Annotated in this window: 11 protein-coding genes; 7 read left to right on the forward strand and 4 right to left on the reverse strand. The window is 70.7% G+C overall.

All coding sequences use genetic code 11. The features are described 5' to 3' along the window. Positions 1–35 precede the first annotated feature (35 nt). Entirely contained in the window at positions 36–2,498 is a 2,463-nt protein-coding gene (locus PVT71_RS12440; RefSeq protein WP_353472101.1) for a heavy metal translocating P-type ATPase, read from the reverse strand. A 213-nt stretch (positions 2,499–2,711) separates the two neighbouring features. Here PVT71_RS12440 and PVT71_RS12445 point away from each other — a divergent pair, with 213 nt between their 5' ends. Beyond that, positions 2,712–3,014, forward strand: coding sequence for an SHOCT domain-containing protein (locus PVT71_RS12445; protein ID WP_353472102.1), 303 nt, complete (start codon positions 2,712–2,714; stop codon positions 3,012–3,014). Positions 3,015–3,030: 16 nt separating this feature from the next. On the opposite strand, the gene PVT71_RS12450 is transcribed toward PVT71_RS12445, so the two are convergent. After that, positions 3,031–3,228 carry a heavy-metal-associated domain-containing protein gene (locus tag PVT71_RS12450; RefSeq protein ID WP_353472103.1) on the reverse strand — a complete coding sequence of 66 codons (198 nt, stop codon included), beginning with the start codon at positions 3,226–3,228 and terminating at the stop codon, positions 3,031–3,033. 250 nt (positions 3,229–3,478) lie between these two features. On the opposite strand from PVT71_RS12450, the gene PVT71_RS12455 reads away from it, so the two are divergent. Beyond that, positions 3,479–4,018 carry a hypothetical protein gene (locus PVT71_RS12455; protein WP_353472104.1) on the forward strand — a complete coding sequence of 180 codons (540 nt, stop codon included), beginning with the start codon at positions 3,479–3,481 and terminating at the stop codon, positions 4,016–4,018. Positions 4,019–4,087: 69 nt separating this feature from the next. Here PVT71_RS12455 and ccmI read toward each other — a convergent pair whose 3' ends face one another. Next, the gene (ccmI, locus tag PVT71_RS12460) at positions 4,088–5,326 is read right to left on the reverse strand and encodes a c-type cytochrome biogenesis protein CcmI (protein ID WP_353472105.1); all 1,239 of its coding nucleotides are present in this window, start codon (positions 5,324–5,326) and stop codon (positions 4,088–4,090) included. Positions 5,327–5,537: 211 nt separating this feature from the next. Here ccmI and PVT71_RS12465 point away from each other — a divergent pair, with 211 nt between their 5' ends. After that, positions 5,538–6,782, forward strand: a complete 1,245-nt coding sequence (locus PVT71_RS12465; protein WP_353472106.1) for a sarcosine oxidase subunit beta family protein — start codon at positions 5,538–5,540, stop codon at positions 6,780–6,782. Positions 6,783–6,808: 26 nt separating this feature from the next. On the opposite strand, the gene PVT71_RS12470 is transcribed toward PVT71_RS12465, so the two are convergent. Then, positions 6,809–7,222: a hypothetical protein gene (locus PVT71_RS12470; RefSeq protein WP_353472107.1), complete on the reverse strand. Its 414-nt coding sequence runs from the start codon at positions 7,220–7,222 to the stop codon at positions 6,809–6,811. Positions 7,223–7,488: 266 nt separating this feature from the next. Here PVT71_RS12470 and PVT71_RS12475 point away from each other — a divergent pair, with 266 nt between their 5' ends. The 4 genes from PVT71_RS12475 to PVT71_RS12490 all read left to right on the forward strand — a co-directional run bounded on the left by PVT71_RS12475 (position 7,489) and on the right by PVT71_RS12490 (position 12,053). Beyond that, positions 7,489–7,905, forward strand: coding sequence for a hypothetical protein (locus PVT71_RS12475; protein WP_353472108.1), 417 nt, complete (start codon positions 7,489–7,491; stop codon positions 7,903–7,905). A 126-nt stretch (positions 7,906–8,031) separates the two neighbouring features. Next, the gene (locus PVT71_RS12480; protein ID WP_353472109.1) at positions 8,032–8,355 is read left to right on the forward strand and encodes a sarcosine oxidase subunit delta; all 324 of its coding nucleotides are present in this window, start codon (positions 8,032–8,034) and stop codon (positions 8,353–8,355) included. 82 nt (positions 8,356–8,437) lie between these two features. Beyond that, complete coding sequence (locus tag PVT71_RS12485) at positions 8,438–11,476, forward strand: sarcosine oxidase subunit alpha family protein (protein WP_353472110.1); 3,039 nt, start codon at positions 8,438–8,440, stop codon at positions 11,474–11,476. Further along, positions 11,469–12,053 carry a sarcosine oxidase subunit gamma family protein gene (locus PVT71_RS12490; RefSeq protein ID WP_353472111.1) on the forward strand — a complete coding sequence of 195 codons (585 nt, stop codon included), beginning with the start codon at positions 11,469–11,471 and terminating at the stop codon, positions 12,051–12,053. Before PVT71_RS12485 ends, PVT71_RS12490 begins: the two co-directional genes overlap by 8 nt. Positions 12,054–12,082 lie beyond the last annotated feature (29 nt).

Genomic DNA, 12,082 nt, shown 5'->3' on the forward strand with positions numbered 1-12,082 from the left:
TTCGCGGCATGGCTGCGCCTGCGCGACCGGCCACCTCACAGCTTCGCCCCGCGCAGCCGCAGCGCGTTGCCGATCACCGAGACCGACGAGAGGCTCATCGCCGCCGCCGCCACGATCGGCGAGAGCAGGATGCCGAAGAACGGGTAGAGGATGCCCGCCGCCAGCGGCACCCCCGCCGCGTTGTAGACGAAGGCAAAGAAGAGGTTCTGGCGGATGTTGCGCATCGTCGCCTCGGCGAGGTGCCGCGCCCGGACGATGCCGCCGAGATCGCCCTTCACCAGCGTGATGCCCGCGCTCTCCACGGCGACATCCGCGCCGGTGCCCATGGCGATGCCGACGTCGGCGGCGGCCAGCGCCGGGGCGTCGTTCACCCCGTCGCCCGCCATGGCGACCGAGCGTCCCTCGGTGCGCAGGCGCTCGATCAGCGCGTGCTTGTCCTCGGGGCTGACCTCGGCATGGACCTCGTCGATGCCGAGACTGCGCGCCACGGCCTCGGCGGTCGCGCGCGCGTCGCCGGTGGCCATGACGATGCGCAGCCCGGCCTCGTGCAGGGCGCGGATCGCGTCGGGCGTGCTCTCCTTCACCCGGTCGGCGACCGCGACGATCCCGGCGGCGCGGCCGCCCAGGGCGACGAACATCGCCGTCTTGCCCTCGGCCTGAAGCTCCCGGGCGCGGCCTGCGAGCGCGCCGAGGTCCACGCCTTCGTCCGCCATCAGCGCCGCGTTGCCGGGCAGCGCGCGCGCGCCGCCGACCCGTCCGGTGACGCCCTTGCCGGTGACCGCCTCGAAATCGCCGGCCTCGCGCTCCGGCGCCCCGGCGTCGCGCGCGCCTGCGGTGATCGCCTCGGCCAGCGGGTGCTCGGAGCCGCGTTCCAGCGCGGCGGCGAGGGCGAGCAGGTCCGTCTTCTCCATGCCCTCCGCCGCTTCGGCGTCGGTCAGCGTCGGCCGGCCCTCGGTCAGCGTGCCGGTCTTGTCGACCACCAGCACGTCAACTTTGGAGAACCGCTCCAGCGCCTCGGCGTCGCGGATGAGCACGCCCGCCTGCGCGCCGCGGCCGGTTGCCACCATGATCGACATGGGCGTCGCAAGGCCGAGCGCGCAGGGGCAGGCGATGATCAGGACCGAGACCGCGGCGACGAAGGCATAGGAGAGCGCCGGGGAGGGGCCGAAGAGCGACCACGCAAGAAAGGCCAGCACCGCCACCGCCACCACGGCGGGCACGAACCACGCCGCGACCCGGTCCGCCAGCGCCTGGATCGGCGCGCGCGAGCGCTGCGCCTTCGAGACCAGCCCGACGATGCGCGAGAGCGTGGTCTCGGCGCCGACGCTCTCGGCCCGCATGATGAAGCTGCCGGTCTTGTTGAGCGTGCCGCCGGTGACCGCCTCGCCTTCGGTCTTCTCCACCGGCAGGGGCTCGCCGGTGATCATGCTCTCGTCCACCGACGAGCGCCCCTCGGTCACCACGCCATCCACCGGCACGCTCTCGCCGGGGCGCACGCGCAGGACATCGCCCGCGGTGACCTCGTCCAGCGGCACGTCCTCCTCGGCGCCGTCGCGCAGCCGCCGGGCGGTCTTGGGCGCGAGGTCGAGGAGCGCGCGGATCGCGTCGCCGGTGCGCTCGCGCGCGGCGAGTTCCATGACCTGCCCCACGAGCACCAGCACGAGGATCACCGCCGCCGCCTCGAAATAGACCGGGGTCATGCCCATGCCGTCGCGCATGGCCGCCGGGAAGAGCCCCGGCGCCAGCAGCGAGACCACCGAGAAGAGGTAGGCCGCCCCGGTGCCGAGCGCGATCAGCGTCCACATGTTGGGCGCGCGGGTCACGATCGAGGCCCAGCCCCGCCGGAAGAACGGCCAGCAGAGGATCACCACGGGCGTTGCCAGCGCGAACTGCACCCAGCCAAAGAGCCGGTGACCGATCCAGTCGGCGAAGGGAATGCCGACATGCGCGCCCATCTCGAGCAGGAACACCAGCGCCGCGAGCGGGGCGGTGATCTTCAGCCGCCGCTTCATGTCGAGGTACTCGGGGTTCGGACCGCTCTCCGCCGAGGGCATCACCGGCTCGAGCGCCATGCCGCAGATCGGGCAGTCGCCGGGCGCGTCGCGGACAATCTCGGGGTGCATCGGGCAGGTGTATTGCGTTCCCCCGGGCATCGTCCCGGTCGCGGGCGCGGGACGCTCGGCGGCATGGGCCGCGGGATCGGCCTCGAACCTCGACTGGCAGGACTGCGAGCAGAAGAAGACGGGCGCGCCCTCGTGCCGGAGCATGTGCGCGGCGGTGGCGCGGTCCACCGCCATGCCGCAGACCGGGTCGGTCGCGGTCAGATAGGCCGCGGGATCGGCGCGGAACCTCTCGCGGCAGCGCTCCGAGCAGAAATGGTAGCGATGCCCCTCATGCTCGAGGCCCGGCTTGTCCGACGCCGGATCCACGATCATCCCGCAGACCGGGTCGCGGGTGATCGCGGGGGTCGCGCGCTGCGCGTCGTGATGATGGGCCATGGGACGCTCCTCGTCTGGATGGTCGCTGTCCCCCGATGATTGGGGCTTCCAGCGGGGGGAAGGTCAAGCCCTGCGATCAGGGCTCGGGCCTTGCGGGTGCCCCGCCTCACGCGGGCGGGAGCGGACGTGTCCGCGCGTTTGCGCTGCGTCAATGCCGCGAAGGGCAGGCGGCGCGACACTCGGGCGATCAGGACTCAGCCGAGGGAGGCTGCCGTGAAACCACTTCTGCCCGCATTGATGCTTCTTGCCACGCCCGCCATGGCGGATGTCGACGGTTACGGCCACATGATGGACTGGGGCTACGGCCACGGCGTGGCGATGATCTTCGGCCCGATCCTGTGGCTGATCGTGCTCGGGCTGGTGATCGTCGGGGTGATCTGGTTCTTCCGCCTGAACGGGCAGGTCGGCGCACCGAAGGGCCGCGAGGCGGCGCTGGCCGAGCTCGACATGCGCCTTGCCCGCGGCGAGATCGAGCCCGAGGAATACTCCGCCCGCAAGAAGCTGCTGGCCGGCTGACAGGGCCCGCAAGGCCTCAGGCCGGCACCGCTGCATAGCCCGCCGCGCGCAGCGCCTGCAGGATGGCGGGTTCGTTGCGCGCGCCGGTGATCGAGACGGTCTTCGACGGCAGGTCGCAGGCGACCCGGGCCGCGGGCTCGGCCTCTCCGACGGTCTTTTCGATCGTGGCGACGCAATGGCCGCAGCTCATGTCCTCGACCTTGTAGGTGCCCATGGGAACGTCCTTTCCTGATCCGTGACCGCAGAGGTAGGAGCTTCCCGCGCTGGAAGGTCAAGGGCAGGTCGCGGGAGTTTTTTCCGGACAACCCTTGCGGGATTATGCGTCAGGCCGTCGCAACCCAAGCGGGCCGGGACGAATGTTTTGCCGTCTCAGGCGCATAGGCGTATAGTCATGTGACTACCGCCGTCGTGCGGTGTCAGGCCCGGGCGGCGATAGCGTGAACCTGAAAGAGGAGGACGCTACCATGACATGCCCGAAAATCTGTGCGACCGCGGGAACCCTGATCCTGCTTGCGTCGTCGGCGCTGGGTCAGACCACCGAAGTCACCGTGGACAGCTTGATGGACCGGCTCGACGGCGTTGCGCCGCCGGCGGTGCTCGCCAATTCCACGTTGCTGACCCCCGACGAAAGCGGCGAGATGCAGGTCCTTCGCGAAGGCTCCAACGGCTGGACCTGCATGTTCCCCGGCACCAACCCGATGTGCGCGGACGAGGCCTCGATGGGCTTCCTGCAGGCCTTCATGAAGAAGGAGGATCCGCCGGAGACGCTGGGCTTCGTCTACATGCTGCTGGGGGACAAGGGCGCCAGCAACACCGACCCCTATGCCGAGGGCGAGACCGCCGACAACCAGTGGGTGGTCACCGGACCGCATGTGATGATCCTCGGCGCTGGGGCGAAGCCGCTGCTCGACACCTACCCGACGATGGTGCCCGAGGGCGCCGACCAGCCGTGGGTCATGTGGCCGGGAACGCCCTACGCCCACCTGATGGTGCCGGTGCAGTAAATCGCGCGGCCTCGCGGGCCGCGGTCCCAGCGTCCCGGGATGGGGACGCCTGAAGGCAGCGACCGGCGCTCAGTCGGTCGCGAGACCCGCACGGCCGGCGCCGTCGCGCACGATGGCGAGTGCCTCGGGCTGGGTGGCGAAGACCTGCTGCGCCTCGGTCCAGATCGCCGCGGCGCGGTCGGTCTGGCCAAGCACGCCGAGTGCGGTCAGCAGGCGCGCCCATTCCTCGGGGCTGCCGCCCTGGCTGGCGAGCCGATCGGAGAGGTTCTCGACCATGCCCTCGATCATCGCCTGGCGGTCCTCGTCGGACATGCCGGCGGCGGCCTGCATGTCGCCGGCGCTGGGGCCGGGCAGGGCGCCTGCGCCCGCGGTCTCGGGCAACTGGTAGTCGTTGATCCCGGCGCGCAGCGCGAGCTCGGGGATCTGCTCGGAGATGGCGGGGACCCAGGGCGCGTCGGCGGGGCTGTCGCGCAGCAGCATGTCCCAGATGCGGAAGGCGCTGTCGGGGCGGCCGGTCTGGGCCATCATCAGCCCGCCGTAATAGCGCGCGACGCCGTTGTGCGGATCGCGCTTCATCACCTCGTCGAGCGCCGCCTCGGCCTCGGGCGAGACGTAGCCGCCCGCGGCCAGCACCATCATGTCGGCAAGGTCGGCGTAATCCGAGGCGGCGGCCTCGGCGCCGCGCAACTCGATCACCCGGCGCTGCGCCGCGTAGGCCGCGGCATAGTTGCCGAGCGCCGCCTCGGAGCGGGCGAGCAGGGCCTGGCCCTGCAGGTCGTCCGGGCGCGCCTTCACCGCCTCGCGCAGGCGCACGACCAGCTGGGCGTATTCCTCGGGGGCATCGGCGGCGGGGGCGGAGGGCACGGCGGCCTCGGCCTCGGCCTGGCTCGGACGGCCCTCGCGCAGCGCCTCGGCGGCCGCGATGCGGCTGCGCAGTCCAAGATCGCCATAGCCCGGCGCGCCGAGCCGCGTGTAGAGCGCGTAGCTGCCGCCGAGCAGGGCGAGCAGCACCAGCGCCGCGATGACCCGGCGCGGACCGGCGCCGATGGTCCCGGCGGCACCCTGATGCGCGCGGGCATCGGCGGCAAGGATGCGGCGCGAGACCTCGGTGCGCAGCCGCTCCGCCTCGGCCTCGCCGATGGTGCCGCGGGCGCGGTCGCGGTCGATCTCGGAGAGCTGGTCGCGATAGACCCGCAGGTCGAAGGCCTCGGCCCCGGCGATCTCGCTGCGGCTGCGCAGCAGGGCCAGCAGCAGCGGCGTCGATACCGCCAGCACCGCCAGCACCGTCACGATCCAGAATGTGGTCATCAGATCTCTCCCGTTCTTCGAAGTGTGTAGCCGGGAGGCGCGCGGGAAAAAAGGGTGAAGCGGCGCGGCATTTGGACCACTCGCAGCGGCGTGATCCGCGCCGGGTTTCTGCCGATCCGGCAAATCCGCGCCACCGGGGTGGTTGCAGCCGCCCGCGGGCCGTGCAGGTATCAAGATACCCAAGGGGACAACAGCGGCGGATTCGACCACCATGAAACGCTATTCGGTTTTTGCCATCGCCCGCGAGGCGGCACGCTACCACACCGGCTGGGCGCGCGCCTGGCGCAAGCCCGAGCCGAAGCGCCGCTACCAGGTGGTGATCATCGGCGCCGGCGGGCATGGCCTCGCCACCGCCTACTACCTTGGCAAGAACTTCGGCATCACCGACGTCGCCATCGTCGAGAAGGGCTGGCTCGGCGGCGGCAACACCGGGCGCAACACCACGATCATCCGCTCGAACTACCTGCAGGATCCCTCCGCCGCGATCTACGAGAAGGCCCGCGCGCTCTACGAGGGGCTGAGCCAGGATCTCAACTACAACGTCATGTTCTCGCCCCGCGGCGTGATGATGCTGGCGCAGACCGAGCACGAGCTGCGCGGCTACCAGCGCACCGTGCACGCCAACCGCCTGCAGGGCATCGAGACCGAGATGATCGGCCCGCGCGAGGTCAAGCGTCTCTGCCCGATCATGAACATCGACGGCCCGCGCTACCCGGTGCTGGGCGCGCTCTGGCAGGCGCGCGGCGGCACGGCGCGGCACGATGCCGTCGCCTGGGGCTACGCGCGGGCCTGCTCGGACATGGGCATGGACATCCTGCAGAACGCCGAGGTCACCGCGATCCGCTCGGAGGGCGGCAAGGTGCGCGGCGTGACCACGACCCGGGGCGAGATCGACTGCGACAAGCTCGGCATCGTCGTCGCCGGCCATTCCGGCGTCATGGCCGAGAAGGCGGGCTTCCGCCTGCCCATCGAGTCCGTCGCGCTGCAGGCGCTGGTGTCGGAACCGATCAAGCCCTGCATGGACGTGGTGGTCATGGCCAACACGGTGCACGGCTATATGAGCCAGTCCGACAAGGGCGAGATGGTGATCGGCGGCGGCACCGACGGCTTCGTCAACTATGCGCAGCGCGGCTCGTTCCAGCACATCGAGGAGACGGTGCGCGCGCTGACCGAGACCTTCCCGATGATCTCCCGCCTCAAGATGCTGCGGCAATGGGGCGGCATCGTCGACGTCACCGGCGACCGCTCGCCGATCCTATCGAAGACGCCGCTCGAGAACTGCTTCCTCAACTGCGGCTGGGGCACCGGCGGGTTCAAGGCGATCCCCGGCTCGGGCTGGGGCTTTGCCGAGCTCATGGTCAAGGGCCACTCGCCGCTCACCGCAGAGTTCGGCCTCGACCGCTTCCGCGAGGGCCGCTTCATCGACGAGAGCGTCGCGGCCGGGGTGGCGCATTGAGCGCGCACCCCCTGCTTTCCGGCGGCTCAGTGCCGCGTGGCGCGCGGCAGCGTCACCGGCAGCGGCGCGGCCAGTTCCATCAGCCCGGCATGGGCGCCGTGCCCGTCGTTGCAGGGCGGGTGCCAGCTCTGGATGAATTCCCGCGCCACGGCGTGACGGTCCTCGGGACGGGCGAGCGCCACGGCACCGATCGTGTCGAAGCCCATCTCGTCGGCCCGCGCCCAGGCCCCGCCCGGAAGCTTGTCCTGCGCCAGCTGCGAGCCGAGCGCGCAGGTCTCGCCGACATAGAGGATCTGCGCCTGCACGGCCCGGCCCTCGGGCAGGCGGAGCAGCATGTAGACCGCGCCCGCCTCGGCAAGCTCGGTGTCGCGGGTGAACAATTCCACCGGGTAGCGCCGGCCGAGATGGCTGGTCAGCGTGAGGGTCAGAAGTCTGCTCATGGGGCCTCCTTGTTGCCTTGCACCGCGGCGCCGGGGAACACCCGCGGTCCGGCCAAGGTAGGTCCGGAGCGGCTCCAATCATTGATCTGCGACACGGTGACGGCGACTTCCGCGCCGAATGTGCCCGCACGCCGGGAATTGAGGCGCGGGTTCGGGGCCTCTGCCTCATCCATAGGCGGAAAACGGAGCATTGCGCGCGGGGGCAGGAACATGCCGGCGGCCCGCGGCGTTGCCTATCCAGTCACGAAACGTACTGGAGAAGATCAATGTCCGATTACACTGCCGACAACCGCACCACGCGCGATCCCCGTCTCGAGACGCGTCCGGTGCGCGATCACACCACCACGACCACCACGACCACCACAAAGAGCGGTGCCGGTGCAGGCATGGCCTTCGTGCTCGGCATCGTCGTCGTCGTGCTCGCCGTGCTCGCCTGGGCGATGTTCGGCGGCGACGACACCACCAGCACGACGGCGCCCGCCGATGACGTCAACGTCACCATCCAGGACGAGAGCGCACCCGCCGAAGGCGCGGCCCCGGTCGAGACCGCTCCGGTCGAGCCGACCGCTCCCGCCCAGACCGCGCCGGAAGCCGCTCCCGAGGCCGCTCCGAGCGATGCCGCTCCGGCCGAGATGGCCCCGGCCGACAATGGTGCAGCCGACGAGACCAACACCGGCAACTAAGCTGGCAACTGACCCGCGCCGCGCCGCTTCCGGCGCGACGCCTCACCCCTCCAGAGGGCCCGGCCCCGCCTTGGCGGCCGGGCCTTTTGCGTGCCCGAAGACCATTTTCCGAAACGGAGCGGCCCGATGCTGATCCTCACCTGTCCCTGCTGCGGCATCGAGGCCGCCGAGATCGAGCTCGCCCCCGGCGGCGAGGCGCATCTGAAGCGCTTCGGCCCCGGCAGCAGCGATGCCGAGCTCGAGGGCTACCTCTTCAACCGCCATGCGGCCAAGGGCCCGGTGCTCGAGCGCTGGCGCCACGCCTATGGCTGCGGCAAGTGGTTCCTCGCCGCCCGCGACAGCGTGACCATGGAGGTCTACGGCACCTACAGCGCGCGCCTGCCCGAGCCGCCCGCCGAGATCATCGCGCGCATTCGCACGCGCCACCCGGACTGGCAGGTCCCGGCATGAGCCTTCTTCTCTTTCCAAATACGCCCGCGACTTGCCCCGCCACGGGAGCCGGCGCCGGGTGCAAGTGCACGAGGTCCAGCAGATGAGTACCCGTCTGGCCAGCGGCGGCCGCTTCCTCGACCGTTCGCGCAAGATCCGCTTCACCTTCGACGGCGTGTCGATGAGCGCCCATCCCGGCGACACGCTCGCTTCGGCGCTGCTCGCCAATGACCGGCTGCTGGTCGGGCGCAGCTTCAAGTACCACCGCCCGCGCGGGGTGGTCGCCTCGGGCGCCGAGGAGCCGAACGCCCTCGTGGGTCTCGGCACCGGTCCGCGCTTCGAGCCAAACCAGCGCGCCACCACGACCGAGCTCTTCGACGGGCTCACCGCCGAGAGCCAGAACTGCTGGCCGAGCCTCGAGCAGGACCTCGGCGCGGTGAACGCGGCGCTGGCGCGCTTCCTGCCGGCAGGGTTCTACTACAAGACCTTCCTCTGGCCGCGCGCCTTCTGGAAGCACCTCTACGAGCCGGTGATCCGCCGCGCCGCGGGGCTCGGCAAGGCGCCGCACCCGGAAAGCCGCGACTCCGACAGCTACGAGCATTTCAACGTCCACGTCGACGTGCTGGTGGTGGGCGGCGGCGTCGCCGGGCTCATGGCCGCCAAGGTCGCGGCCGAGAGCGGCGCGCAGGTGCTGCTGATCGAGCAGGGCGCGCAATGGGGCGGCCGCGCGCCGGTGGATGGCGGCAGCATCGACGGCATGGCGCCCGAGACCTGGGTCGAGAAGACCCTCGCCGAGCTCGACGCGCTGCCGAACCTGCGCCGCGTCGCGCGCTGCATGGGCGCGGCGGTGCACGATCATGGCTACGTGCTGGGCTACGAACGGCTCACCGACCACGCGCCGGGAACAATCGGCCCGCGTCACCGGCTCTGGCGCATCCGTGCCAAGCGCATCGTCACAGCCACCGGCGCGATCGAGCGCCCGCTCAGCTTTGCCGGCAATGATGTGCCCGGGGTGATGCTGGCCTCGGCGATGCGCGACTACGTGGTGAATTACGGCGTGACCCCCGGCCAGAAGGTCGTGCTGGTGACCAACAACGACGACGCCTATCGCACCGCTTTGGTGCTGCACGAGGCGGGGGTCGAGGTGGTGCGCGTGCTCGACGCGCGGCCGATGGGCGGCGGCAGGCTGATGGAGATGGTGCGCGAGAAGGGCATCCGCGTCGATCCCGGCCGGGCCGTCGCACGCGTCAGCGGCGGGCAGCGGGTACGCACCGTGCACAGCTGCCTCGCCGACGGCATGGGCAACGTGCTCGAGGACATTCCCTGCGACGCGCTCGGCATGTCGGGCGGCTGGTCGCCGGTCGTGCACCTCTGGTCCCACTGCGGCGGCAAGCTGCGCTGGGACGAGGCTGGCGCCTTCTTCCGCCCCGATGCCGCGCGGCCGCCCTCCGGTGCGGACGGGCTGGCCAACGTGATCCCCGCGGGTGCCGCGAACGGCGAGTTGACGTTGAGGAACGTTCTTCACGACGCTGCAAACGCAGGGAACAACGCCGCTCTTCAAGTTTCGCGTGAAGTTGGCGAAATTGTGGCACCCGAGGGCGAGGACTTCGCCGAGGCGCCGCTGCTGCCGCTCTGGATCGTGCCCGCCCGAGCGACGCCCGACCTGCGGATGAAGGCCTTCCTCGACTACCAGAACGACGTGAAGGTCTCGGACCTGCAACTGGCCGCGCGCGAGGGCTACGAGAGCGTCGAGCACGCCAAGCGCTACACCACGCTCGGCATGGCGACGGATCAGGGCAAGCTCAGCAATATCAACGGGCTTGCGGTGCTTTCTGATGCATTGGGTGAAGCCATTCCGCAGGTCGGCACCACCACCTTCCGGCCGCCCTACACGCCGATCTCCTTCGGCGCGATCACCGGCGAGGCACGGGGCGAGCTGTTCCAGCCGCTGCGCCGCACGCCGATGGACGCCTGGCACGACGCCAACGGCGCGCTCTGGGAGCCGGTGGGCCACTGGCGCAGGCCCTATTGCTACCGCCGCCCGGGCGAGACCACCGAGATGGCGGTGAACCGCGAGATCCTCGCGACCCGCCGCAGCCTCGGCCTGCTCGACGCCTCGACGCTGGGCAAGATCGTGGTGAAGGGGCCGGACGCGGGCCGGTTCCTCGACATGCTCTATACCAACCTGATGAGCACGCTGCCGATCGGGAAATGCCGCTACGGGCTCATGTGCTCGGAGAACGGCTTCCTGATCGACGACGGCGTCGTGGTGCGGCTCGCCGAGGACACATGGCTCTGCCACACCACCACCGGCGGCGCCGACCGCATCCATGCCCACATGGAAGATTGGTTGCAATGTGAATGGTTTGACTGGCGAGTTTACACCGCCAACGTGACCGAGCAATACGCGCAGGTCGCGGTGGTCGGCCCGCAGGCGCGCAGGCTGCTGGAAAAGCTCGGCGGGATGGATGTCAGCAAGGAGGCGCTGCCCTTCATGACCTTTGCCGAGGGCACGCTCGGCGGTTTCCCGGCGCGGGTCTACCGCATCTCCTTCTCGGGCGAGCTGAGCTACGAGGTGGCGGTTCCGGCGCATCTCGGCCGGGCCTTCTGGGGGCGGCTTCTGGATCTGGGCGCCGAGTGGGACGTCACGCCCTACGGCACCGAGGCGCTGCACGTGATGCGCGCCGAGAAGGGCTTCATCATGATCGGCGACGAGACCGACGGCACGGTGATCCCGCAGGACCTGAACCTCGGCTGGGCGATCTCGAAGAAGAAGGACGACTACCTCGGCAAGCGCGCGCAGGAGCGGGCGCACATGGCCGACCCGAGGCGCTGGAAGCTGGTCGGGCTCGAGACCGCCGACGGCGGGGTGCTGCCGACGGGCGCGCTTGCGCTGGCGCCGGGACGCAACGCCAACGGCCAGCGCAACACGCAAGGCAGGGTGACCTCGTCCTACTTCTCGCCGACTCTGGGTCGCGGCATCGCCATGGCGCTGGTGCTCGACGGGCCGCAGCGCATGGGCGAGGAACTGAGCTTCACCACCGACGACTACGATCCCGCCGACGAGGCGAAAACCACGCTCACGGCGACCATCGTGAGCCCGGTCTTCTACGATCCCGAGGGGGCAAGGAACGATGCCTGAGACGATGTACGAGCCGGTGAGCCCGCTGATGGGCGCAAGCTCCGAGGGGGCGCTGACGGTGCGCGAGACCGGCCCCTGCGGGATGATCGCGCTGCGCGGCGACCTGTCGGACCCGGCCTTCGCCGGTCCGGTCGAGGCGCTGGCGCGCTGCACCCTGCCGGGGCGCTGGCAGGCGAGCGGCACCGGCGGGCGCGAGCTGCTGTGGATGTCGCCGGACGAGCTGCTCCTGCTGCTGCCCTATGGCGAGGCGCGGGCGGCGGCGGCGAAGCTGCAGGCGGCGCTCGACGGGCAGGGCGTGCACGCGCTGGTGCAGGACGTGTCGGACATGCGCATCCGGCTGAGCCTTTCCGGCGCGCATCTGCGCGAGGCGCTGGCCCGGCTGACCCCGGCGGACATGGCGCCCTCGGCGCTGGCCCCCGGCATGTTGCGGCGCACCCGCATCGCGCAGGTGGCCGCGGCGGTGCGCATCGTCTCCGAGACCGAGGCCGAGGTCTTCTGCTTCCGTTCGGTGGCGGACTACGCCTTCCGGCTGCTGAGCGGCGCCGCGAGAAACAGCCACGATTTCGGATATTTCTGAGCGGTTCGACATTGCGCCGGGCGGCCCGC

This window comes from Salipiger sp. H15 (genome assembly GCF_040409955.1).
In the GTDB taxonomy this organism is placed as follows: Bacteria; Pseudomonadota; Alphaproteobacteria; order Rhodobacterales; family Rhodobacteraceae; genus Salipiger.